Here is a 25,149-nt window from a genome sequence, read left to right on the forward strand (position 1 = left end):
TCCTAGAACTCTAATCCGTTTTCACGAGCGGCATCTGCCAATGCTGAAATACGGCCGTGGTATAAATAACCACTTCTATCAAACACTACACTAGTAATGTTTTTAGCCTTTGCTGCTTCGGCAATACCTTTACCAACAGCTTGAGCTTGTTCTACTTTAGTTTGATCCTTTGATACAGAATCATCTAAAGTTGAGGCACTTGCTAGCGTTACACCCGCTACGTCATCAATTAATTGAGCGTAGATGTTTTTGTTTGAACGGAAAACGCTTAAGCGTGGGCGCTCAGCAGTACCAGAAATTTTGCTACGAATACGTTTATGACGCTTTAAGCGCAATTTGTTCTTATCTGGTTTCGAAATCACAATTTCACCTCAAAATTTTTACTATTTACCTGTCTTACCTTCCTTACGACGTACGTATTCATTAGTATAACGAATACCTTTACCCTTATAAGGCTCTGGCGGACGTACATCGCGAATTTCAGCAGCAAATTGTCCTACATTTTGCTTAGAAATTCCTTCTACTTCAATATCAGTTGCTGAAGTAGCTTTTACTGAAACACCTTCTGGTGCAGTCATTACAACTGGGTGAGAATAACCGACATTTAAAGTTAATTTGTTACCTTGTGCAGTGGCACGATAACCAACACCAATTAATTTTAAAGTTTTCTTGTAACCATCAACTACACCTTCAACCATAGAAGCTAGATTAGCTCTTTCAGTTCCATGAAGTGCTTTATCATTTTCATTTGAACGTGAAAAGTTGATCTTGCCATCTTCTTGTTTAAAGGTAATTTTTGGATCAAAATATCTAGTCAATTCACCCTTAGGTCCTTTAACAGTGATATTGTCACCATTTTTGGTAACAGTGACACTATCCGGGACTTCAATTGTTTTTAAACCGATACGGCTCATTGATTGCTCTCCTTTCTGTCAGAATTACCAAACGTAAGCGATAACTTCGCCACCAACATCTTTTTGTCTTGCTTCTTTGTCAGTAATCACACCTGCAGAAGTAGATACGATGGCTATACCCAAACCATTAAGTACTTTAGGTAGGTTTTCGGCACTAACATAATTTCTAAGACCCGGCTTAGAAATTCTCTTTAAGCCTGAAATGACACGTTCGCCGTCAGGACCATATTTCAAGAAAATCTTAATCATACCCTGTTTATTATCATCGGTAACTTCGTAATCACGGATGAAGCCTTCGCGTTTCAAGATTTCTGAAATAGATTTTTTAATGTTTGATGCAGGAATTTCAACAGAATTATGTTTTGCCATATTGGCATTTCTAATTCTAGTCAAGTAGTCTGCGATCGGATCTGTCATGACCATTTATGCTATCCTCCAATCCGTATTACCAACTAGCCTTTTTGAGGCCTGGGATTTGACCTTTGTGAGCTAAATCTTTCAAGCAAATACGGCATAAGCCAAACTTACGATAAACGGAGCGTGGACGACCACATCTCTCGCAACGAGTATATTCACGTGAAGAAAATTTAGCAGGACGATGATTTCTAATTTTTTGTGATGTCTTAGCCATTAATGTCCTCCATTATTTTGCAAACGGCATACCAAACTGACCTAGAAGCTCACGAGCTTCTTCGTCTGTATTGGCAGTAGTAACGATAACAACATCTAAACCCCTAGTTCTATTAACTTTATCAAAGTCAATTTCTGGGAAAATCAATTGTTCCTTAATACCTAAAGTGTAGTTACCACGACCATCAAACGAACGGCTTGATACACCGCGGAAGTCGCGAACACGAGGAAGTGAAACACTGATTAACTTATATAAGAAATCGTACATTCTATCGCCTCTAAGAGTTACCTTAGCACCAATAGACATACCTTCACGCAAGCGGAAGTTAGCAATTGACTTTTTGGCTTTAGTAACCAATGGCTTTTGACCTGAGATTAAAGTCAATTCCTCTACAGCTTCATCTAAGTTTTTAGCATTAGAAACAGCGTCTCCAACACCCATGTTCAAAACTATTTTTTCAATCTTTGGTACTTGCATAACTGAGCTGTAATCAAACTTTTCTTGCAATGCAGGAACAATTTTTTCTTTATATTCTTGAGCTAAATAATTTGCCATTTGTGTCCTCCCTTCTACTTCTTAGTTTCTTCTTTTTTGTCATTGGTTTTGCCTTCTGACTTAGCAATGACTTTAACGTTTGATGCGTGAATTGATCCTTCAGATTCAACTACACCACCATTAGCATTAGTCTGAGAAGGTTTTTGATGTTTCTTGATCTTATTAACGCCTTTGACAACCACACGATTTTTCTTAACGTTAACAGATAAAACAATACCTTCTTTACCTTTGTCTTTTCCGGTAATAACTTTTACTTTGTCACCAGTTTTAACAAACATCAGTGCACCTCACTTATTATAAGACTTCAGGAGCAAGAGAGACGATTTTCATAAAGTCGTGCTCACGCAGCTCACGTGCAACAGGTCCAAAGATACGAGTACCTCGTGGACTCTTATCTGCATTGATAACTACACCAGCATTTTCATCAAACTTGATGTATGATCCATCTTCACGGCGTGCGCCTGATTTTGTTCTAACAATAACGGCCTTGACAACGTCACCTTTTTTGACAACGCCACCTGGTGTTGCTTGTTTAACAGTTGCAACCACAATATCACCAATGTTACCAGTCTTACGTCTTGATCCACCTAAGACTCTAATAACTAAAAGTTCTCTGGCACCTGAGTTATCAGCAACCTTCAAACGGGATTCATTTTGAATCACTATATAATCCTCCCCTCACTAAATCCGCAAAATTAAACAGATTTTTTAACAATTTCAACTAAACGAAAGCGCTTTGTACGAGATAATGGACGAGTTTCCATGATACGAACAGTATCGCCAACTTTAGCTTCATTTTTATCATCTTGTGCGTAATATTTCTTTGAATATTTGATACGTTTCTTGTAGACAGGGTGATTCTTATAAGTATCAACAACAACAGTTATAGTCTTGTCATTCTTATCAGAAATTACTTCGCCTTGATATACGTGACGATGATTTCTTTCGATTGATTCGCTCAAGTTAATAACTCCCTTCCACTAATCTTTTTCCAATGCTTTTTCGCTAAGAATTGTTTTAATTCTAGCAATGTTTTTACGGACTTTACTTAGGCGAGCGGTATTTTCTAATTGACCCGTTGCTTGTTGAAAACGCAAATTAAAGAGTTCTTCTTTATATTGCTTTTCCTTGTCTAACATTTGATCAGTGGTTAATGCTCTGATTTCTTTAGCCTTCATTAGAATTGCCACCTACTTCCGAACTTTTAGTCACAAATTTGCATTTAATTGGTAGCTTAGTTGCAGCAAGTCTTAAAGCTTCACGAGCAGTAGCTTCATCAACGCCACCAATTTCAAACATAATCTTTTCTCTCTTGACTACAGCTACCCAGCCTGCAGGTGCACCTTTACCGGAACCCATCCGGACACCAACACCCTTTGCAGTGTATGATTTTTGAGGGAAAATTCTAATCCAAACCTTACCGCCACGTTTCATGTAACGAGTCATCGCAACACGGGCAGCTTCGATTTGTTGTGTAGTAATCCAGTGGGACTCAAGGGCTTGTAATCCATATTCACCAAAAGCAATGGTCTTACCACCCTTAGCAGCGCCACGCATTTTACCACGAAACTCACGACGGTGTTTCACCCTTTTTGGTACTAGAGGCATTATTTGCTTCCTCCCTTCGCAGCTTTTTCGGGCTTCTTACTTTTAGAAGGTAAGATTTCACCCCGGTTAATCCATACTTGAACACCAATTTCACCATATGTGGTGTAGGCATTTACCCAAGCATAATCAATATCAGCTCTTAAAGTTTGTAATGGAACACGACCTTCTGTATGCCATTCTCTTCTTGCCATGTCAGCGCCGTTCAAACGACCAGATGTTTGTACTCTGATTCCCTTAGCACCAGCACGCATTGTTCTTTGAGTGGCTTGACGAGTAGCACGTCTAAAAGCAATACGAGCTTCAAGTTGACTAGCAATGCTTTCAGCCACTAATTTGGCATCAAGATCTGGTTTTTTAATTTCAACAATATTAACGTGTACTTGCTTCTTAGTCAAAGCATTTAATTCTCTTCTTAAAGCTTCAACTTCAGAACCACCTTTACCAATTACCATACCAGGTTTAGAAGTATTGATTGATACGTTGATTCTGTTGGCTGCACGTTCAATTTCAACAGTAGAAACAGAGGCATTCTTTAACTTTTTATCAATGAATTTTCTGATACGCAGATCTTCATTTAAAGTTTCTTTGTATCCTCTGTCAGCATACCATTTAGATTCCCAGTCACGAATTACGCCGAGACGAAAACCATTTGGGTTAATCTTCTGACCCATTAATATACCTCCCTTAATCGTTCTTTTCTGACACTACTACAACTACATGACTAGTTCTCTTATTAATAGGAGAAGCCATACCTTTGGCACGTGGTCTAAATCTCTTTAAAGTAGCTCCTTCATTTACGTATGCTTCAGATACATAAAGATTGGCGCTTTCAAGATCATAATTGTGTTCTGCATTTGCAATTGCTGAGCGTAAAACTTTTTCAACGATTGGGGAAGCAGCTCTAGGCGTAAATTGCAAGATTGCCAATGCTTCAGCAACGTCTTTGCCACGAATCAAATCAACGACTAAACGTGCTTTTCTTGGAGCAATACGAACTGTTCTTGCTTCTGCCCTAGCTGAACTAACTTGTTCTGCCATTTAAGTGTTTCTCCTTTCTTTATTTTGCAGTAGCCTTGTCGTCAGATGTCTTATGTCCACGGAAAGTTCTTGTCGGAACAAATTCACCTAACTTATGACCAACCATATCCTCGGTAATATATACTGGAACATGCTTTCTACCATCGTAAACAGCTATAGTCAAACCAACAAAAGAAGGAAAAATAGTTGAACGACGTGACCAGGTTTTAATAACCTGTTTTTTATCTGTATCTGCCTGTGCATCAACTTTCTTTAATAAAGATGCATCAGCAAAAGGCCCTTTTTTAATACTACGGCTCATTAAATTACCCTCCTTCTATTATTTGCTACCTTTACGGTGACGTACAATTAACTTCTCGCTGGCTCTCTTACTATTTCTAGTCTTAATACCGCGAGCTTTCTTGCCCCATGGAGTCATTGGTTGTGGGCGACCTACAGGAGCTTTACCTTCACCACCACCATGTGGGTGATCATTAGGGTTCATTACTGAACCACGTGATTGTGGGCGTCTGCCTAACCAGCGACTACGGCCAGCTTTACCTAATTGGATTAATGAATGTTGTTCATTACCTACAACACCGATAGTTGCGCGACAAACTGATAAAATCTTGCGAACTTCACCACTCTGTAATTTAACTAAGGTGTACTTACCATCATTACCTAAAACTTGAGCACTGGCTCCAGCACTTCTAACAAGCTGACCACCTTTACCAGGACTTAATTCAATATTGTGAATTGATGTACCAGTTGGAATATTCTTTAATGGTAAAGCGTTTCCTGGCTTAATATCTGCGTTAGCTCCAGATTCTACCACATCACCAACTATTAAACCCTTTGGTGCTAGGATATAAGCTTTAATACCATCGGTATAGTGAAGAAGCGCAATATTAGCAGTTCTATTTGGATCGTATTCGATTGCCTTAACTACAGCTTTGGCGTTATCTTTATTACGTTTAAAATCAATAATACGATATTTTTGCTTATGTCCACCACCACGGTGTCTACTAGTAATATGACCATAAGAGTTACGACCTGCAGTGTGTGATTGTGACTCAAGTAAAGTACGCTCTGGCTTGCTCTTGGTAATTTCAGCAAAGTCAGAAGTAGTCATATTACGGCGACCATTTGTGGTTGGCTTATAAATTTTAATAGCCAATTGACTGACCTCCTATTACTTGTTTTCTTCTTTATTATCGTTATCGTCTTTGAAAATTTTGATGTCGTTTGAATCCTCAGTTAAGGTGACGATTGCTTTACGTGTACGAGCAGTTTTACCTGAATAGCGACCAACACGCTTATCCTTACCACGAACATTCATGATATTAACTTTTTTGACCTTAACATCAAAAATTTCTTCAACAGCATCACGAACTTGAGTCTTGGTTGCAGTTAAAAGCACGTTGAAAGTGTATTTCTTATCATCCATTAAGTTCGTTGACTTTTCAGTAATGACAGGTCTTAAAATGATATCGTGTGCACTCATTTCGTCGAAGCCCCCTCAACATTCTTTTCAATCATTTCAACGGCTTCTTTTGTCAAGATTAATTTGTCATAGTTGACAACATCTTCAACATTCAAACCATTTGCAGTGATTACCTTAACATTTGGCAAATTCTTAGCTGAGTATTGAACATTCTTATCTTCAGAAACAACTAAAACTTTGCCTTCAACTTTTAAGCCGTCTAAGATTGACTTGAATTCTTTTGTTTTAGGAGCTGACATTGTCAATTGATCTAAAACAATTAAATCTTTATCAATCAACTTTTGAGAAAGAACAGACTTAATAGCCAAGCGCCTTTGCTTTCTTGGCATTGAGTACGCATAGGAACGTGGAGTTGGTCCGAAAACTACACCACCACCACGCCATTGTGGTGAACGGATGGAACCTTGACGAGCACGTCCTGTACCTTTTTGTTTCCAAGGTTTCTTACCACCACCACGAACAGCGGATCTATTTTTAACCTTCGAGGTGCCTTGACGTCTGCCAGCTCTTTGTCTGATAATTGCGTCAAAAACTACGCTCTCATTTGGCTTAATACCAAACACTTCATCATTTAAAGTAACTTCACCAGCATCTTTGCCCTTTTGATCAATAACCTTTAAATTAGCCATTCTAGTCCTCCTTCCTATTTATTACTTTTAACAGCAGATCTAACAGTAAGCAATGAATTCTTAGCACCAGGAACATTGCCCTTGATTAACAATACATTCTTATCTGCTACAACTTTTTCAATTACTAAGTTTTCAATGGTAACTTTCTTCATTCCCATGTGGCCTGGCAAACGCTTGCCTTTAGGTACACGGTTAATGATGGAACCCATTGAACCAGGAATTCTGTGGTATCTTGAACCGTGAGTTTCTGGTCCACGTGATTGGCCCCAACGTTTAATGTTACCTTGGTATCCATGACCTCTTGTAGTACCAGTGACGTCAACTACGTCACCTTCCTTAAATGTGTCCACAGTAACTTCTGAGCCGACTTCGTAGTCCTTAAGCTCAACTCCGCGGATTTCACGTATGAAGCGCTTAGGCGAAGTCTTTGCTTTTGCAGCATGACCTTTTTCTGGTTTGTTGCTCAAAACTTCACGCTTATCCTGATATCCTAATTGAACTGCTTCGTAGCCGTCTGATTCAACTGTCTTAACTTGCATAACTACGTTAGGAGTTGCTTCAACAACAGTTACGGGCACAAGGATACCATCTTTAGTGAAGATTTGGGTCATACCAACTTTTCTTCCTAAGATTCCTTTGGTCATGATTACACCTCTTTCTTTTTAAAATTAAAGTTTAATTTCGATGTCAACACCACTTGGTAAATCAAGCTTCATTAAAGAGTCAACAGTTTTAGGTGTTGGATTTAAAATATCGATTAAACGCTTATGCGTACGAATTTCAAATTGTTCACGTGAGTCCTTGTTCTTGTGTGGTGAACGCAAAACAGTAAACAATACCCTTTCTGTTGGCAATGGAACTGGACCTGAGATTTCAGCTCCAGTTCTCTTTGCAGTAGCTACAATTTTAGCAGCTGATTCATCGAGAATACCATGTTCGTATGACTTAAGTCTGATACGAATTGATTGACTTGCCATTAAATTACCTCCTCAACGTCTTCTTTAAAAGATGACTAGCTTCCACAAAAATTCCCAGCACCACCTCTGTGGCAATGCAGCCTGGTGTGCCGCAACCTTTTGTATCAACGCTTTACAACAAAATGTGCTTTAAGGCAGAATACGCCCTAGACACACAAAAAATAGTATACCTGTTTTATGCCTGAATATCAAGGCTTAAAGGATACTTTTCTTGATATTAACGCTAAAATACTAGAACTTTAACAATTTTTATAAAAATTAAAAAATGTAATTACTAGCAGTAAACAAAATAAGCTCCAACTAGAATAATTTCAACAAATTTGCCTGAATTTATAATAATAAATTTAATAAGTGTAAGAAAGATTAATGTGGTCCCAAAATTCCATTTAAAAATACTTTTAGATTTTTAAACTTTTGGTTCCTAATAAGCTTAATTAAAAAGTTTTAAACAGAATAAAAAAGAACTATTGGCAAAGCCAACAGCTCAATTATTGTATTTATTTTTGTTTAACTATTAAAAATTATTCTGCGTTGCCGCCACGCTTTTTAATAATTTCTTCTTGGATGGACTTAGGAGTTGGTGAATAGTGATCAAAGACCATTGTAAATGTACCACGACCCTGTGTTGAAGAACGCAAAGTAGTTGCATAGCCAAACATTTCGGCAAGTGGAACCATTGAATTTAGAACTTTAGCACCAGCACGATCTTGCATATTGTCCATCGTACCACGACGAGCTGTAATTGAACCCATTACATCGCCAAGATAGTCTTCAGGTGTAATTACTTGAACCTTCATAATAGGTTCAAGGATAACTGCACCTGCTTTAGGAGCAGCATTTCTCAATGCCAATGATGCAGCAACCTTAAAAGCAGCTTCAGAAGAGTCAACTTCGTGGTAACTACCATCATAAAGCTTAGCCTTGACGTCAATTAATGGATAACCAGCAAGAATACCGTTCTTCATTGATTCTTGCAAACCTGCGTCAACAGCTGGAATAAATTCACGAGGAACAACACCACCGACAATGGCATCTTCAAACTCGTAACCTTTTCCTCTTTCATTTGGTGTAAATTCAATCCAGACATCACCGTATTGACCCTTACCACCAGACTGACGGACAAATTTACCTTGTGCCTTAGCAGGTTTAGTGAAGGTTTCACGATAAGCAACTTGTGGCTCACCAATCTTAGCTTCAACATGGAATTCACGTTTCATACGCTCAACCATGATTTGCAGATGCAACTCACCCATTCCGGAAATTAAAGTCTGACCAGTTTCGGCATTTGTTTCAGCCCTAAAAGTCGGGTCTTCTTCAGTCAACTTTTGCAAAGCGATGTCAAGTTTATCACGATCAGCTTTGGATTCAGGCTCAATAGAAACTTGAATAACTGGATCTGGAACTTCCAAACTTTCCAAAATCAATGGATGATCAGGGTCAGTTAATGAATCACCAGTTGTAGTGTTCTTTAAACCGATGGCACCAGCAATATCACCGGAAAATACTTCAGGAATTTCACTTCTGGAGTTGGCATGCATTTGCAACAAACGACCAACACGTTCACGGCTATTTTTAGAAGCATTTAAAACGTAGGACCCTGATTCAAGTGAACCGGTGTAAACACGAATATAAGTTAAACGACCAACAAATGGGTCAGTAGCAATCTTAAATGCTAATGCGGAGAATGGCTTTTCATCTCCAGCAACTAATTCAACTTCTTCACCAGTCTTTGGATCATGAGCAACATAAGGTTTAACATCTAATGGAGATGGCAAGTAGTCCACAACGCCATCAAGCATCATTTGTACACCCTTGTTTTTGAAAGCTGAACCTGCAAATACAGGGAAGATCTTCAAATCCAATGTAGCTTTACGAATAGCAGCTTTTAATTCATCAACAGAAATCTCATCACCGTTAAGGTATTTCTCCATGATGTCATCATCAACATCTGCTACCTGTTCAATCAGTTCACCCCGACGCTTTTCCGCTTCTTCTTTGTATTCATCAGGAACAGGAATAGTATCCCATTTAGAGCCAAGTTTATCTTCATCATAAACATCAGCTACCATGTTAAGTAAATCAATAACACCTTCGAAGCTTTCGGCAGAACCAATTGGCATTTGCACAGCTAAAGCATTGGCATTTAAACGTTCGTGTAAAGACTTAACAGACTTGTCAAAGTCTGCCCCAATCTTGTCCATCTTGTTAACAAAAACAATTCGAGGAACACCGTAAGTTTCAGCTTGGCGCCAAACATTTTCAGTTTGAGGTTCTACACCAGCTTGAGCATCAAGAACAGTTACAGCACCATCAAGTACTCGTAGTGAACGTTCAACCTCAATAGTAAAGTCAACGTGTCCTGGAGTATCAATGATGTTAATTCTGTAATCTTTCCATTGCGCAGTAGTAGCTGCAGAAGTAATAGTAATACCACGTTCTTTTTCTTCATCCATCCAGTCCATTTGGGAATCACCCTCGTGGGTTTCACCAATTTTATGGATTTTACCAGTGTAATAAAGAATACGCTCTGTTGTGGTAGTCTTACCCGCATCAATGTGGGCCATAATACCAATGTTACGTGTTTTTTCTAATGGAAATTCACGCTTATTAGCCATAGATTTTTTCCTTTCTCTAAAAAATTAGAAACGATAGTGTGCAAATGCACGGTTGGCTTCAGCCATACGGTGAACATCTTCACGCCTTTTAACAGCTGAGCCAGTATTGTTGGAAGCATCAATAATTTCGTTAGCCAAGCGTTCATCCATAGTATGTTCATTACGTAAACGAGCGTATGAAACTAACCATCTTAAACCTAAAGTTGTTCTTCTTTCTGGACGAACTTCAACTGGAATCTGGTAGTTTGAACCACCGATACGGCGTGCTCTAACTTCCAGAACTGGCATAATGTTATTCATAGCTTCTTCAAAAACATCAAGTGGCTCTTTGCCAGTCTTTTCTTTAACGATATCAAAAGCATCATAAAGGATTGAAGAAGCCTTAGCTCTTTTACCATCAATCATTAAATGGTTGATCAACTTAGTTACGAGCTTTGAATTATATACTGGATCCGCTAAAATATCTCTTTTAGCTACATGTCCTTTTCTAGGCATTATTTAACTCCTCCTTAATCTTTCTTGGCACCGTATTTGGAACGGCCTTGCTTTCTGCCTTCAACACCAGCAGTATCAAGGGCACCACGAATAATATGGTAACGAACACCAGGAAGGTCCTTTACACGACCACCACGAATTAAAACAACAGAGTGTTCCTGTAAATTATGACCTTCACCCGGAATATAAGCAGTTACTTCAATTAAGTTTGAAAGACGCACACGAGCATACTTACGTAAAGCTGAGTTTGGCTTCTTTGGAGTCATGGTACCGACACGAGTTGCAACTCCACGCATTTGAGGTGCTGGGTTAGCTACTAGCTCTTTCTTCATACTGTTGTAGCCATAGCTTAAAGCTGGTGACTTTGATTTAGTCGTCTTAGTATGACGGCCTTTTCTTACCAATTGGTTAATGGTTGGCATTAAATTTTCCTCCTAAAAAATTTATTATTTTGTTCACACATCCAGGAGTTTCTTTTTTTAGTCCTAGATAAATCTTCAAAATACACAATGACTATTGTACTCGCTTGCCACAAAAAAGCAAATTATTTTTATTAATTAAAAAGCATGGTAAATTTTTTGCGTATCTGATTATGCGAGGTAAATAATTATGGAATGGATTTTTGAAATTAGCAATTTTTTAATCGGCACATGCCTAGCTTCTCATGCATGTGTGATTGTCGAAAGAGCCGGCAAAGAAGACTTTATCTTCAGTCGCTCAAAATGCACTAATTGTAATCAGCAGCTGTGTTTACTTGACGAAATACCTTTAATTTCCTATTTGGTACTTAAAGGTCGTTGTCGTTATTGTAAAGTTCATATACCCTGTGAATATTTTTTTACAGAATTTTTAGGAGGTTTCGCTTTTAGTAAAATAAATTTCAGTAACATCCATGGGGTATATACAGCGATTGTTTTATTTAGTTTACTATTGACTGCAATCAGCGATTATCAAGTTCAGGAATTCGATATTATCTTGGTACTGCCTGCACTTGTTATTTCGGTTCTGCATATAATGAATAATTTAAATAGTATTAGTATTATTGGTTTTATTCAGTTTTTTCCCATCTTTTTGCTTTTGCTTTTTGAAATAATTAGAAAAAAATGTGGTAGTGGAGATTTAATAGTTTATTTAATCTTATCCTTTTACTTTAGTTCTAAATTGGCAAATTTAACTTTTTTAATTGCTTCAATAACTCTGCTTATCATTTTTTTCAGCAACAAAATGAGTGAGAAGCAGCCCATAGCATTTATTCCTTTTATTTACATTGGATTAATCATTCAACTTTTATGCAAATAAAAAGCTGCAGCCCAGTTAGAATGAGACAGCAACTCTTATAAACTATTAAAATTATTTTTCAAGTATGTGTTAACTGTATCTTGCCATCAAGTTCTGAAAACTTGGCAGCAGTACTAGGGCTAATACAACCCCAACTGCTCCTTGAATTGTATTTGTAAAAAGGCTGGCAAAGCCTGCAGCCCATGTATAAAGAACTGTATTAGTGATAAAATATCCGGCTACCATAAAAAATACTCCTACTACTCCGGCAATTGCCCCCTTGACCATTTGATTTCTTAAATTCCAGTATTTAAAGATAAACCCGACAAAGAAGCCTTCTAAACCATGGACAACAAGAGAAAAGAGCATAAACTGGCCATATCCACCAAGAAGATCAAGTAAAAATCCTGAAAGACCACCAACTACACCTCCAGCTACAGGACCAAACAAAAGTGCCACTAAATAAATAATTGCATCACACAAATTAATATTTCCATGAGTCAGGGGCATTGGAATAATGAAAATTCGACTAACAACAACGTTAATCGCAGTTAATAATGCTAATAATACAAGTCTCTTTAAAGAAAAATCATTTTCCCTCAATTTCAACATCCCTCTCATGATTTTTTCTGATTATATCATTTTTTAATCATAATATCACTAATTATTCATAAAATTCCAAATTATAAAATATATACGGCACTTTTTCTCATTAAATATAATCCAGTTTTATCACCTATTTTCTTTTGCGTTTTAACCTATGATAAAATCTTATGTATAAAAAACATTTAAAATTAATTGAGGAAAAACGATGCACTATATTTTATCTGCAGCAATACGTGGCGCCATACCTTTTATCATTATGAGTATATTTTCATGGATTATGAAATTACAACATATCGATGATTATAGCATTAAATCGACATTTATCACGGGACTAATAATAACTGCAGTTGCAGCAACCTCTGTTATTTATGATGTCAAAAGTTGATCATTAACAAAACAATCTGTCGTTCATTTTCTAATCATGCTGGTTACCATATATCCTTGTTTAGTATTCAGTGGCTGGTTCCCAACTAAATCAATACTAGACTTAGTAAAAATATTTGGTTTCTTTCTGATTGTTGGCATTATTTTATGGACAATATCATATATTCTATTTGGTAAGATTTTAAAGTAAAAATTGCGGGTAAACAAAAACTGTTCCGTTAGTAATTTCTAACGGAGCAGTTTTTTAAATGAATAAGATTATAATTTCTTAGCTTGGTCTGCTTCCTTCATCTTTTTCTCAATATCGGCAATTGAGTATACAGATTTAGGTTTCTTTACGTCTGACTCAGGTTCCATATCACGATAAATTGGAAGACCAGTACCAGCTGGAATGATCTTACCGATAATAACGTTTTCCTTTAATCCAAGTAATGGATCATTCTTGCCACGAATAGAAGCATCTGTTAGAACACGAGTTGTTTCCTGGAATGAAGCAGCTGATAAGAAACTGTTAGTTTCAAGGGCAGCCTTAGTAATACCCAGAATTACACTTTGTGCAGTTGCAGGAATACCACCTGAAATAATCACAGACTTGTTACGATCCTTAAACTGATTAATATCCATTACCTCACCCGGTAAAAGATCAGTTTCACCTGGATCAAGCACACGAACTTTTTGCAACATTTGTCTTGTCAATACTTCAACGTGTTTATCAGAAATATCAACACCTTGCATTCTATATGCTTTTTGAACTTCAACCAAAATGTACTCTTCAGTAGTTAAGGTATCAGTAACCTGAATCAATTCTTTGGGATCGATAGAACCAAGAGTCAATTTGTCACCACGATGAACCTCATCACCCTCGGCAACAGCAACTGAAGCAGTATAAGGCACGCTGTAACTTCTAGTATCGATTCTGCCTTTGACGGTAATCTCACGAGTATGTTCAGCAGGATTTTCCTGAATTGAGTCAATTACTCCATCTACTTCAGAAATTACAGCACGTCCTTTAGGATTACGAGCTTCAAACAATTCCTGCACACGAGGAAGACCTTGAGTAATATCTTCAGCTCCGGCAACACCACCGTTATGGAAAGTACGTAAAGTAAGCTGAGTACCAGGTTCACCAATAGATTGAGCAGCAACCGTACCAACTGCCTCACCTACTTCAACTTCTTCGCCAGTAGCAAGGTTCATTCCGTAACATTTGCGACAAACACCATGTGGCGTATCACAGGTTAAAATCGAACGAATTTTAACATTAGTTACACCAGCATCACAAATCTGATGTGCTAAATCTTCATCCATCATGACATTGCGACCAACAATTGTCGCCCCAGTCTTCGGATCCTTCACTGTTTCAGCAGTAAAACGACCAAGTAAACGATCATAGAGCGGTTCAATTAATTCGTCACCTTCCATGATTGCATGAACATTAATACCGCGGTCAGTACCACAGTCGTCATCACGAATAATAACATCCTGTGCAACATCTACTAGACGACGAGTCAAGTAGCCAGACTGAGCAGTCTTCAAGGCGGTATCGGTCATTCCCTTACGAGCACCATGAGTGGACATGAATAATTCTAGAACTGATAAACCTTCTTTAAAGTTAGAAGTAACTGGAATTTCAAACAAACCACCATTTGGTGTTGCCATTAAGCCACGCATACCAGCAAGTTGAGTAAAGTTGGAAATGTTACCACGAGCTCCGGAGTCTGCCATGATAGTAATAGGGTTACGTGGGTCATAAATCTGGGCAATTTCATCTTGAACTTGATCTTTACAATCATTCCAAATGCTAATCACCCGGTCGTGTCTCTCATCTTCAGTGATTAAACCACGTCTAAACTGTTTAGACACAACATCTACTTGTTTATGGGCTTTAGCAACTTTTTCATCTTTATCTTGAATTTCAGGAACATCGGTCATGCCGATTGTAATACCAGAAGTAGTTGAACTGGTATAACCTAAAGTCTTTAAGTCATCAAGATATTCAGACGTTCTTTGAACCTTATAATATTTGTAAATTGTAGCAATTGAATCGGACAAGAATGACTTCTTAAATGGTGTAGAAATCAAATCATTTGCGACACTATCAATTTTTTCATGGATATCTTCGCCTGGTTCCAAGAAATACTTGGCAGCAAGTGGGTTATTTAAATTTTCTTCAGTTGGCTCATTAACGTAGAAGTAGTCATCTGGGAAAATCAGATTAAAGATGATTCGACCATAAGTAGTGACAAAGATGCCATGCTCATAACCTTTAGGCCATGCCTTTTTTGGCATTGAATCTGCAGACATTCCAATAATAGTGTGATAATGAATGTCACCATTATTATAAGCAACGGTAGCTTCATCAGGTGAATTGAAAATCATTCCTTCACCTTCACGGCCTTTTTCAGCTTGAGTTAGCCAATAATTACCCAAAACGATATCCTGTGATGGAGTAACAATAGGTTTACCATCCTTAGGAGCCAAAATATGGTGAGCAGCTAGCATTAACATCCGTGATTCAGCAACAGCTTCGTCAGATAATGGCACATGGATAGCCATCTGGTCACCATCAAAGTCAGCATTATATGCTTCACAGGCAAGAGGGTGCAGTCGAATAGATTTGCCCGGCACTAGAACAGGTTCAAAAGCTTGAATACTTAAACGGTGCAAAGTAGGTGCCCGGTTTAGTAACACCGTTCTTTCCTTAATGACATCCTCAAGTACATCCCAGACATCATCGTCTTCGCGGTCAATTTTCCGCTTAGCGCTCTTAATATTAGTAGCAATCTTACGCTTAACGAGTTCATGCATTACAAATGGTTTGAACAATTCCAGAGCCATTGGACGAGGAACACCACATTGATAGAATTTCAATTTTGGTGAAACATCGATAACTGAACGACCGGAATAGTCAACACGTTTACCTAATAAGTTTTGACGGAAACGTCCCTGTTTACCCTTAAGCATGTGTGATAAAGATTTCAGCGGACGATTACCTGGTCCGACCACAGAACGACCACGACGACCATTATCAATCAATGCATCAACGGCTTCTTGCAACATTCGTTTTTCATTTTGCACAATGATATTAGGAGCATTTAAGTCAAGTAATCTCTTTAACCTATTATTACGGTTGATAACACGCCGATATAAGTCGTTTAAATCAGAAGTTGCAAAACGACCACCTTCGAGTTGCACCATCGGCCTTAAATCTGGTGGTATAACAGGTACTGCATCAATAACCATCCATTCTGGCTTGTTACCGGAATCTTTAAAGGCATCAAGAATATCAAGTCTTCTGATTGCCCGAGTCCGTTTTTGACCAGTTGCAGTTTCCAATTCTTTCTTTAAATCGGTAACTTCTTTATTTAAATCAACCTTCCGAAGCAAGTCACGAATTGCTTCTGCACCCATTTTGGCAGTAAAACGATTGCCATATTTTGCTTTTTGCTCACGATATTCAGCTTCAGTCAAAAGCTGTTTAAATTCAAGCTCAGTATCACCTGGATCAATTACAATATAAGCCGCAAAATAGATTACTTCTTCAAGAAGTCTGGGAGAAATATCCAAAATAAGTCCCATTCTTGATGGAATACCTTTAAAGTACCAAATATGAGTAACAGGTGCAGCCAATTCAATATGACCCATCCGCTCTCTTCTAACTTTAGAGGAGGTAACTTCAACACCACAGCGATCACAAACGATCCCGCGGTATCTCACACCCTTATATTTACCACATGCACATGACCAATCTTTAGTCGGTCCAAAAATTCGTTCATCAAATAAACCGTCTTTTTCCGGCTTTAAAGTTCGATAATTGATAGTTTCCGGCTTTTTAACTTCACCGTATGACCAGCTACGAATTTTATTAGGAGAGGCAAGACCAATTTGCATGCTTTCAAATTTATTTACGTCGATCAAAAGTTTAACCTCCTACTTATTGAGAAATCTTATTATCATCGTCAGATTTATCTACAGGGACCTTCGGTTCTTCTGTCTCCGTTTTATTATCTTCAGAATCAGCGGTTTCTTCGGCTAACTTCTTACGTTGTTGCTCTTCCGCCATCTTGGATAGGGTATCAATGTTCAAATGCTCATTTGAATCATCATCCATATCACGCAATTCAATTTCTTTATGATTCATATCAAGAACACGTATATCCAAACCTAATGATTGCAGTTCTTTAACAAGAACACGGAATGATTCCGGAACACCTGGCTTAGGAATTCTTTCACCCTTAACTATTGCTTCATATGCTTTAACACGACCAACAACATCATCTGATTTGTAGGTCAAAATTTCCTGCAGAGTATATGCAGCACCGTATGCTTCAAGGGCCCAAACTTCCATTTCACCAAAACGCTGCCCACCAAACTGTGCTTTACCACCAAGAGGTTGTTGCGTTACTAATGAGTAAGGCCCAATTGAACGTGCGTGAATCTTATCATCAACCATGTGAGTCAATTTCAAATAGTGCATGATACCAACGGAAACGCGGTTATGGAATGGTTCACCGGTGCGGCCATCGTAAAGAACGGTTTTACCATCTTTATCAATACCAGCCTTATGAACAGTATCCCAAACATCATCTTCATTGGCTCCGTCAAATACTGGTGTAGCGACATGAATACCTAGGTTATCTGCTGCACGGCCAAGGTGTAATTCCAAAAGTTGTCCAATATTCATACGTGAAGGAACACCCATCGGGTTTAAACAAATATCTACTGGAGTTCCATCTGGCAAATAAGGCATGTCTTCTTCTGGCACAACTGCGGCAACAGTACCTTTATTACCATGACGACCAGACATCTTATCTCCAACTTGGATTTTTCTCTTTTGTGCAATATAAACTCTTACTAAAGTATTAACACCAGGAGAAAGTTCATCACCATTTTCTCTGGTATAAACTTTGACATCGCGGACAATACCGCCACCACCGTGAGGAACACGCAATGATGTATCACGAACTTCGCGTGCTTTTTCACCAAAGATAGCATGAAGAAGTCTCTCTTCTGCTGATAATTCAGTAACACCTTTAGGTGTAACTTTACCAACCAGAATATCTCCATCATGTACTTCGGCACCTACACGAACAATACCTTGACTATCAAGATCTTTAAGTGCATCTTCACCAACATTTGGCAATTCACGAGTGATTTCTTCAGGACCTAGTTTAGTGTCTCTAGCTTCAGATTCATAATCTTCAATACTAATTGAAGTATAAACATCATCTTTAACAAGCCGCTCAGAAAGCATGATGGCATCTTCGTAGTTATACATATTCCAAGTCATAAAGGCGATAACAGGATTTTGACCAAGAGCAAGTTCACCATGATCCATTGTCGGACCATTGGCAATAACTTCACCTTTTTCAACCTTATCACCTAAATTAACGTTAGGAGTTTGATTGTAAGATTTTGAATTATTTGAACGACGATACTTTTCCAATGTATATTTATCTAATGTGCTGTCATCGCGTCTAACTCTAATTGTGTTAGCATCAACATATTCAACAGTACCAGCAGCTTTAGCCAAAACAGCAGCTCCTGAATCATGAGCCGCACGATACTCCATACCTGTACCGACAAGGCAGCTATGAGGATTAATCAAAGGTGCAGCTTGTCTTTGCTGGTTAGCTCCCATTAATGCACGGTTAGAGTCATCATTTTCCAAGAAAGGTATACATGCAGAGGCAACCGAAACAACCTGCTTAGGAATAACGTCCATGTAGTCAATTTTATCTGGACTAACTTCGACGTTATCTTCTTTGTGACGTGCTAAAACAAGATCATCTTTAAATGAACCGTCCGGATTAAGTGGAGTATTAGCACCAGCAATAATATAGTTATCTTCAACATCAGCTGTAAGATAATCAATCTTGTTAGTAACTTTGTGTGTCTTCCATGAAACACGACGGTACGGTGTCTCAATAAAACCGTATTTGTTAATCACTGCATATGTAGCAAGAGAGTTAATCAAACCAATGTTTGGACCTTCAGGAGTTTCAATTGGGCATAAACGACCATATTGAGTATAGTGAACATCCCGCACTTCATATCCTGCACGGTCACGAGTTAAACCACCAGGCCCTAAAGCTGACATACGACGCTTATGCGTTAATTCGCCAAGCGGGTTATGCTGGTCCATAAATTGTGACAATTGTGATGAACCAAAGAACTCTTTGATGCTGGCTACAATTGGTCTAATGTTAATCAATTGTTGTGGTGTAACGGTTGAAGGATCCTGAATTGACATTCTTTCTCTTACAACACGTTCCATACGAGCCAAACCAATTCTAAATTGATTCTGCAATAATTCGCCCACGCGACGAATACGACGATTACCAAGGTGATCAATATCATCGGTTGTACCAATTTCATCTTGTAATAGGAAGAAATAATTAATTGATGCTAGAACGTCAGCTGGTGTCAAATACTTAACTTTTTTATCAATATGACCATTAGAGATCAATTTGACAACACGTTCTGGATTTACTTTGGAGTAAACTTTAATTTCCTGGACGTTAATTGGATCAGGTAATACGCCTTCTTGAGATGGTTGGTAAGTAACCATCTTAAAATCATCACGATCAAGATACTTTTCAAGTGTATCCATCACTTCGTGTGTTACAATAGTACCTTTTTTAGCAATAATTTCACCTGTATCAGGATCTGCTAATGTCTCTGCCAAAGTTTGACCATATAAGCGACTCTTTAAAGATAACTTTTTGTTAACTTTGTAGCGACCAACAGGTGCTAAATCGTAACGACGTGGGTCAAAGAAACGTGCATAAAGCAGTGATCTTGAAGAATCAGTTGTCTTTGGCTCACCAGGACGTAGACGTTCATAAATGTCCTTTAATGCTTCAGCTACACGAGAATCAGCTGGATTCTTATGGACGTCCTTATCCAAAGTAAATTGTAATGTATCGCTTTGGCCAAAAAGATCTAAAATTTCATCATCTGAACCAATTCCAAGAGCTCTGACTAAAACAGTCAAAGGCAACTTACGAGTACGGTCAACTCGAACATAGGAAACATTTTTAGCATCAGTTTCATATTCAAGCCAGGCACCACGGTTAGGAATTACTGTAGTACCAAATATTTGGCGACCATTTTTATCATAATCGCCAGAATAATAAACACTTGGCGACCTAACCAGCTGCGAAACGATAACTCTTTCAGCACCATTAATAATAAATGAGCCAGATTCAGTCATTAATGGCAAATCACCAAAGAAAACATCTTGAGTTTTAATCTCACCGGTTTTTTGATTAGTTAATTTTAAAGTAACGTGCATGGGAGCAGCATAAGTTGCATCATGATCACGTGCTTCGTCAACGGTATATTTTGGCTTTTGCAGTTTATAGCCCAAATATTCCAGGGAAAGCTTACCTGAAAAGTCACTAATTGGCATGATATCGTCAAAAACGTCTTTAATACCCTCATCCAAAAACCATTGGTATGATTCGGTCTGCACATCTGTCAAGTTAGGCAGTTCCAGCACTTCTTTAATGCGGGAAAAGCTACGTCTTGTCCGATGTTTGCCAAAATTCACTACGTGTCCATTTAACAAGGAGAAAACACCCTTTCTGTCAGAGAAAGCTAATATTACATTTTGATTACAAATTCAAAAAGCCGGAATTTTATGCATAAAAAAGACAAAAACAACAATTGTCGTTTTTGTCCTTTATTATTTTGCTGGACAATAGATCAGCAAAATCCTGAAAATCAGCCTTTTAATCACGCACTACTATAACAAACTATTACAAGTGTGTCAATTAATTTACTTTGCTCCTACTAAGTTATTTTTATCTTCTTTATTAACTTCAAATTTTAAATGATTGTGACTGCAACCAATTTTTAGAATATCACCACTATTAAGATCGCCCTTGATCAACATTGTAGCAATTTCATCTTCAATATCTTTTTGAATTGCACGACGCAGGGGCCTTGCGCCCATTTCGGGATTATAACCATCTTTTGCAATTTTATCTAGAGCCGCACGAGAAATTTTGAGCTGTACGCCTTGCTTATGCAAACGATCTATTAGTTTACGAGTTAAAAGAGTAACAATTTGACGTAATTGTTTTTGATTAAGCTCATCAAAAATGACTGTTTCGTCAATTCTATTTAAGAATTCAGGTCTAAAGAACTGTTTTAATGCTTCACGAACACGATCCTGTCGCAGTTTTATCTGACTCGTATTATCAGCATTAAATCCTACAGCCTTAGTTTCAAACAGCGAACGGGAACCCAGATTAGAGGTCATAATAATAATTGTATTTTTAAAGTCTATCTTCCGGCCCTTGGAATCAGTCAAAAAGCCATCTTCCAGAACTTGTAACAATAAATTAAATACATCTGGATGGGCCTTTTCTACTTCATCAAATAGTACGACCGAGTATGGATGCCGACGAACTTGTTCAGTCAATTGACCGCCTTCATCATAGCCAACGTATCCTGGAGCAGAACCAATTAACTTACTATTAGCAATTTGATCCATATATTCAGACATATCAATTCTAATCAAATTGTTTTCAGAACCAAATATGGCTGCGGCAATTGCTTTTGCCAATTCGGTTTTACCAACACCTGTCGGTCCCAAAAACAAGAAGGAACCAATCGGTCTATTTTCATCTTTAATACCGCTGCGACTACGGCGCACTGCCCGGCTAACAGCAGAAACTGCTTTTTCCTGACCAATAATCCGTTTATGCAGGTCTTTTTCAAGGTTAGCCAAATGCTTAGTTTCATCACGATTCATTTGGGTAACAGGAACACCAGTCCAATTTGAAACTACCTTTGCAACATCTTCTGCTTGCACTGTAGCATCCTTGTTAGTTGCCAAATCAAATTTGGCTGTTAATTCGTCCTGTCTTCTTTGTAAGCTATTTTGTCTTTCTTGGAGTTGCGCAGCCTTGACAAAGTTCTGATTAACAGCAGCATGATTTTTTTCACTAATAACTTTTTCAATTTGGTCATTAATTTGCAGCAACTGGTTATTAGAGCCTTTACCGGATTTAATTTTAACAGCAGCACTTGCCTCATCAATCAAATCGATTGCTTTATCCGGTAAGTAACGATTAGAAATATAGCGACTTGAAAGATCAACAGCATTTTCTAATGCAGACTGTGATATTTTTACGTGATGAAATTTTTCATATTTTGATTTCAGTCCGTTTAAAATTGCCAGCGTTTCAGTGCGAGAAGGTTCATTCAATCGTACAATTTGAAAACGACGTGCTAATGCTTGATCCTTTTCAACATATTTTTGATATTCATCAAAAGTTGTGGCACCAATCATTTGAATATCGCCACGCGCTAAAGATGGCTTTAAAATATTAGCTGCATCAATTGAGCCTTCAGCGCCACCGGCTCCAATGAGAGTGTGCATTTCATCCACAAAAAGAATGATGTTGCCATTTGCAGTGATTTCTTTAATGATTTTTTTCATGCGGTCTTCAAATTCACCACGGTATTTAGTGCCGGCAACAAGACCACCTAAGTCAAGTGACACCACTTGCTTTTTTAATAAATCGTGTGGGACTTTTTTCGCAACAATTGCAGTTGCTATCGCTTCTGCCACTGCCGTCTTACCAACACCCGGTTCCCCAATTAAAACCGGATTATTTTTATTACGCCGAGATAAAATTTCAATAACTCGAGCTACTTCTCGATCTCGACCAATAACAGGATCTATTTCACCATTTTCAGCTCGTTCGTTTAAATTAACTGAAACCTGATCAAGAGTTGGCGTACTTGAATTTTTATTAGTGCTTTCTTCAGTGCCATTAAAACTGGACCAGCTACTATCATCAGATTGATCACTGTTATCCATGTCTTGTTCGTCTTCACCTAAACTGTGTAAAATGTCATTACGCAAACCATCAAGATCAATATTTAAATTACGTAAGATTACAGATGCCAATATTTGTTCATTGAGCACCATGCCTAACAGAATATGGCAGGTTCTAATCTTAGAGGAACCCTCACGTTCTGCTAAAGTGCCAGCATATGCCAAGACCATGCTGAGGCGCGGTGACATTTGCATGTAACTGGTTTTACCAGCTGAACCATAGCCTGTATAACGTTCAATTTCTTCACGAATCGCTTTCGGTGTTGCACCCCAGGCCCGCAAATTCTTGCCGGCTTCACCATCAGATTCAATTACCATCGCAAGTAGTACGTGTTCAGTACCAATTAAACGATGATGAAAATTCTGTGCTTGTTCACGTGCAATTTCTAATACTTGATTTGCACTGGTTGTATAAGATTTTTTCATCATTGCACCACCTTTAAAAAATGACGTGTATACACTATAAACCTTTTTGACAATTTGTAAAATATTCTGTTTGCAGCAGAAATCTTAGTGTCAAAAAACTTTGCAATCATTATATCAAATACAAGCAGTTCGTGCGACCCAATCCTTCTTTATTATTTAAATTAGAAATAATTTTTCAACAGAATACTTGTGCAAGAATCTTAGTGGGCTGTTATAACTTCCAAAAAACTAAAAATTCTCATACTAGCAAAAATAAATTACCAACATGAGAATGTAACTGCATATTATTGGGAAAACAGATATTGTACTCAGTTCTTAAAATACCTTTATATCAACGATTATAGCAATAATTTCGACATATGAAGTCGATTTTAGCCTTTCCAGACGTATAAGATATTTCGTACATTGAAGAATACTAACCATTAAGTTAAAAAACTATAAAATAATTGATTACAGCTGGTTATGCTAACAAATGTTGCCCTAATCTAAAAATAAATGTATTGTTTTCACCTAATAAAATTCAATATATTTATTTCCTTAAACTAGCTTTTATAACTGTTTTTTTATATTATTGCTTTGAGTATTCTAAATGGTTAGTGACAAGAATTTATACTCGAGAACTAAACAGAAGAAGTTATAATGCCAATACGCTTCCTAAAGATAATGATAAAATTTGAACATAATATAATTTTTATATGAGAAACAGTATGCAAAGATTTCACTATAAAAACCAAGAATATGATGGACTTGTAATTTTTCCTTTTGATCCCAACGCAAAAGATAATACAATGCAATTAAATGAATTTGCTGAAATAATTGGTGAAGGACTACTTACCAAAGAAAAGTGGAAACCAATACCTACCGAAAGCAATAGGAATAAGATAGTGCCAAATGAAGATGGTACATCAATTATGGAAATTCCAACTTTAAATGGTTTAAAGAAGTTACTGGCTATAGCTCAGCCGATAAGTTATTTAACAGTAAAACGAACTTGTGAACTAAACTTTAAATCTCAAGAAATTTTTAATGAAGAATCATATAGCGGTGACTATTATTTAAAAGAGCCTGGCATAATTGAAAACTTATTATACAGAGTTGAGAATTCAATTGTTTTCGGAGAAAATCGTCTACCAACAATAATCACTAAAGCTGCTAGTCTATGGTATACAATCGCCAGATACCAGGCATTTAGCAATGGGAACAAAAGAACAGCTTTATTAGCAACTGTAGACTTTTTGCAAAATAATTTTTTGATCTTTAATTTAGGGCCAAAAACGGACTTAGAAAAACAGCTCTATAACGTTTCACTTAAAATTGCTAATGATGAGTATTCGGAAGAAAACGTCAAATTATTTATTAAGGACCATGTTATAGTAGATTTTGATATGCTTAATTACCTTATAACTTACGTTCCACAGTTTAAAATAATAGACAGTTGAATTTAATTGTGGTAGTTTGTAGAATTAGGAAGGTAGGAGGATAACATCATGGAAAATAAATTTAGATTAATTTCTCCTTCTGAAGAACAAATCAGAAAATCATCTAGGCCTAGAAGTAAACAAGAAGAACAACTTATACATGAATATAGAAATAATCAGATTCAGAATAATAAACCTTTAATACGAGTTTTAAAAAGGTTGAGTAAAACTTAAAT

At 37.5% G+C, this 25,149-nt stretch carries 28 protein-coding genes and 1 pseudogene; 4 read left to right on the top strand and 25 right to left on the bottom strand.

Annotated elements, in window-relative coordinates:
* Positions 1-2 precede the first annotated feature (2 nt).
* The 21 genes from rplR to rpsL all read right to left on the bottom strand — a co-directional run bounded on the left by rplR (position 3) and on the right by rpsL (position 11,367).
* Positions 3-362, bottom strand: a complete 360-nt coding sequence (rplR, locus tag JF75_RS07225) for a 50S ribosomal protein L18 (protein ID WP_034980422.1) — start codon at positions 360-362, stop codon at positions 3-5.
* Between the two features lie 21 nt (positions 363-383).
* On the bottom strand, positions 384-914 hold the full coding sequence (rplF, locus tag JF75_RS07230) for a 50S ribosomal protein L6 (RefSeq protein WP_046332452.1): 531 nt from the start codon (positions 912-914) through the stop codon (positions 384-386).
* A 24-nt stretch (positions 915-938) separates the two neighbouring features.
* Positions 939-1,337: a 30S ribosomal protein S8 gene (rpsH, locus tag JF75_RS07235; RefSeq protein ID WP_038523731.1), complete on the bottom strand. Its 399-nt coding sequence runs from the start codon at positions 1,335-1,337 to the stop codon at positions 939-941.
* A gap of 22 nt (positions 1,338-1,359) precedes the next feature.
* Complete coding sequence (locus JF75_RS07240) at positions 1,360-1,545, bottom strand: type Z 30S ribosomal protein S14 (RefSeq protein ID WP_034980430.1); 186 nt, start codon at positions 1,543-1,545, stop codon at positions 1,360-1,362.
* Positions 1,546-1,557: 12 nt separating this feature from the next.
* Positions 1,558-2,100, bottom strand: a complete 543-nt coding sequence (rplE, locus tag JF75_RS07245) for a 50S ribosomal protein L5 (RefSeq protein WP_034980431.1) — start codon at positions 2,098-2,100, stop codon at positions 1,558-1,560.
* Between the two features lie 14 nt (positions 2,101-2,114).
* Positions 2,115-2,378 carry a 50S ribosomal protein L24 gene (gene rplX, locus JF75_RS07250; RefSeq protein ID WP_045928451.1) on the bottom strand — a complete coding sequence of 88 codons (264 nt, stop codon included), beginning with the start codon at positions 2,376-2,378 and terminating at the stop codon, positions 2,115-2,117.
* Positions 2,379-2,394: 16 nt separating this feature from the next.
* Complete coding sequence (rplN, locus tag JF75_RS07255) at positions 2,395-2,763, bottom strand: 50S ribosomal protein L14 (protein WP_034980437.1); 369 nt, start codon at positions 2,761-2,763, stop codon at positions 2,395-2,397.
* Between the two features lie 32 nt (positions 2,764-2,795).
* Positions 2,796-3,062, bottom strand: coding sequence for a 30S ribosomal protein S17 (rpsQ, locus tag JF75_RS07260; protein WP_052726888.1), 267 nt, complete (start codon positions 3,060-3,062; stop codon positions 2,796-2,798).
* 18 nt (positions 3,063-3,080) lie between these two features.
* Positions 3,081-3,278: a 50S ribosomal protein L29 gene (gene rpmC, locus JF75_RS07265; protein WP_046325352.1), complete on the bottom strand. Its 198-nt coding sequence runs from the start codon at positions 3,276-3,278 to the stop codon at positions 3,081-3,083.
* The gene (gene rplP / locus JF75_RS07270) at positions 3,268-3,708 is read right to left on the bottom strand and encodes a 50S ribosomal protein L16 (RefSeq protein WP_046332453.1); all 441 of its coding nucleotides are present in this window, start codon (positions 3,706-3,708) and stop codon (positions 3,268-3,270) included. Before rplP ends, rpmC begins: the two co-directional genes overlap by 11 nt.
* Positions 3,708-4,379 carry a 30S ribosomal protein S3 gene (rpsC, locus tag JF75_RS07275; RefSeq protein WP_046332454.1) on the bottom strand — a complete coding sequence of 224 codons (672 nt, stop codon included), beginning with the start codon at positions 4,377-4,379 and terminating at the stop codon, positions 3,708-3,710. The genes rplP and rpsC overlap by 1 nt, the downstream gene beginning before the upstream one ends.
* Before the next feature lie 13 nt (positions 4,380-4,392).
* Positions 4,393-4,746, bottom strand: coding sequence for a 50S ribosomal protein L22 (gene rplV / locus JF75_RS07280; protein ID WP_034980453.1), 354 nt, complete (start codon positions 4,744-4,746; stop codon positions 4,393-4,395).
* 19 nt (positions 4,747-4,765) lie between these two features.
* The gene (rpsS, locus tag JF75_RS07285; RefSeq protein WP_034980456.1) at positions 4,766-5,047 is read right to left on the bottom strand and encodes a 30S ribosomal protein S19; all 282 of its coding nucleotides are present in this window, start codon (positions 5,045-5,047) and stop codon (positions 4,766-4,768) included.
* Between the two features lie 18 nt (positions 5,048-5,065).
* Complete coding sequence (gene rplB, locus JF75_RS07290; protein WP_046332455.1) at positions 5,066-5,902, bottom strand: 50S ribosomal protein L2; 837 nt, start codon at positions 5,900-5,902, stop codon at positions 5,066-5,068.
* 15 nt (positions 5,903-5,917) lie between these two features.
* A complete protein-coding gene (rplW, locus tag JF75_RS07295; protein WP_034980462.1) occupies positions 5,918-6,229 on the bottom strand; it encodes a 50S ribosomal protein L23 in 312 nt (103 codons plus the stop codon).
* On the bottom strand, positions 6,226-6,858 hold the full coding sequence (rplD, locus tag JF75_RS07300; RefSeq protein WP_046332456.1) for a 50S ribosomal protein L4: 633 nt from the start codon (positions 6,856-6,858) through the stop codon (positions 6,226-6,228). Before rplD ends, rplW begins: the two co-directional genes overlap by 4 nt.
* A gap of 14 nt (positions 6,859-6,872) precedes the next feature.
* Positions 6,873-7,502: a 50S ribosomal protein L3 gene (gene rplC / locus JF75_RS07305; protein WP_046332457.1), complete on the bottom strand. Its 630-nt coding sequence runs from the start codon at positions 7,500-7,502 to the stop codon at positions 6,873-6,875.
* A gap of 24 nt (positions 7,503-7,526) precedes the next feature.
* Positions 7,527-7,835: a 30S ribosomal protein S10 gene (rpsJ, locus tag JF75_RS07310; RefSeq protein WP_045928455.1), complete on the bottom strand. Its 309-nt coding sequence runs from the start codon at positions 7,833-7,835 to the stop codon at positions 7,527-7,529.
* Between the two features lie 521 nt (positions 7,836-8,356).
* Entirely contained in the window at positions 8,357-10,450 is a 2,094-nt protein-coding gene (fusA, locus tag JF75_RS07315) for an elongation factor G (protein WP_046332458.1), read from the bottom strand.
* A 24-nt stretch (positions 10,451-10,474) separates the two neighbouring features.
* Positions 10,475-10,945, bottom strand: a complete 471-nt coding sequence (gene rpsG / locus JF75_RS07320; protein ID WP_046332459.1) for a 30S ribosomal protein S7 — start codon at positions 10,943-10,945, stop codon at positions 10,475-10,477.
* A 14-nt stretch (positions 10,946-10,959) separates the two neighbouring features.
* Positions 10,960-11,367 carry a 30S ribosomal protein S12 gene (gene rpsL, locus JF75_RS07325; RefSeq protein ID WP_034980479.1) on the bottom strand — a complete coding sequence of 136 codons (408 nt, stop codon included), beginning with the start codon at positions 11,365-11,367 and terminating at the stop codon, positions 10,960-10,962.
* Between the two features lie 187 nt (positions 11,368-11,554).
* Here rpsL and JF75_RS07330 point away from each other — a divergent pair, with 187 nt between their 5' ends.
* Positions 11,555-12,244 (top strand): prepilin peptidase, encoded by a 690-nt coding sequence (locus JF75_RS07330; protein ID WP_046332460.1) that lies wholly within the window; start codon positions 11,555-11,557, stop codon positions 12,242-12,244.
* Positions 12,245-12,313: 69 nt separating this feature from the next.
* Here the strand turns inward: JF75_RS07330 and JF75_RS07335 are convergent, their stop codons facing one another.
* Complete coding sequence (locus JF75_RS07335; RefSeq protein WP_209423244.1) at positions 12,314-12,835, bottom strand: ECF transporter S component; 522 nt, start codon at positions 12,833-12,835, stop codon at positions 12,314-12,316.
* 391 nt (positions 12,836-13,226) lie between these two features.
* On the opposite strand from JF75_RS07335, the pseudogene JF75_RS10680 reads away from it, so the two are divergent.
* Positions 13,227-13,403 (top strand): annotated as a pseudogene (locus tag JF75_RS10680) (DUF3021 domain-containing protein); the annotation flags it as partial.
* Positions 13,404-13,471: 68 nt separating this feature from the next.
* On the opposite strand, the gene rpoC reads toward JF75_RS10680, so the two are convergent.
* From rpoC to JF75_RS07355, 3 genes are all read right to left on the bottom strand, one after another.
* Entirely contained in the window at positions 13,472-17,131 is a 3,660-nt protein-coding gene (rpoC, locus tag JF75_RS07345) for a DNA-directed RNA polymerase subunit beta' (protein WP_046332462.1), read from the bottom strand.
* Between the two features lie 16 nt (positions 17,132-17,147).
* Positions 17,148-20,786, bottom strand: coding sequence for a DNA-directed RNA polymerase subunit beta (rpoB, locus tag JF75_RS07350; RefSeq protein WP_046332463.1), 3,639 nt, complete (start codon positions 20,784-20,786; stop codon positions 17,148-17,150).
* Between the two features lie 210 nt (positions 20,787-20,996).
* The gene (locus tag JF75_RS07355) at positions 20,997-23,495 is read right to left on the bottom strand and encodes an ATP-dependent Clp protease ATP-binding subunit (protein ID WP_046332464.1); all 2,499 of its coding nucleotides are present in this window, start codon (positions 23,493-23,495) and stop codon (positions 20,997-20,999) included.
* Between the two features lie 707 nt (positions 23,496-24,202).
* On the opposite strand from JF75_RS07355, the gene JF75_RS10160 reads away from it, so the two are divergent.
* The gene (locus JF75_RS10160) at positions 24,203-24,934 is read left to right on the top strand and encodes a type II toxin-antitoxin system death-on-curing family toxin (RefSeq protein WP_052697095.1); all 732 of its coding nucleotides are present in this window, start codon (positions 24,203-24,205) and stop codon (positions 24,932-24,934) included.
* A 48-nt stretch (positions 24,935-24,982) separates the two neighbouring features.
* A complete protein-coding gene (locus tag JF75_RS10600; RefSeq protein ID WP_156962767.1) occupies positions 24,983-25,147 on the top strand; it encodes a hypothetical protein in 165 nt (54 codons plus the stop codon).
* Positions 25,148-25,149: the final 2 nt, after the last annotated feature.

The organism is Lactobacillus kimbladii (genome assembly GCF_000970755.1).
Classification (GTDB): Bacteria; Bacillota; Bacilli; order Lactobacillales; family Lactobacillaceae; genus Lactobacillus; species Lactobacillus kimbladii.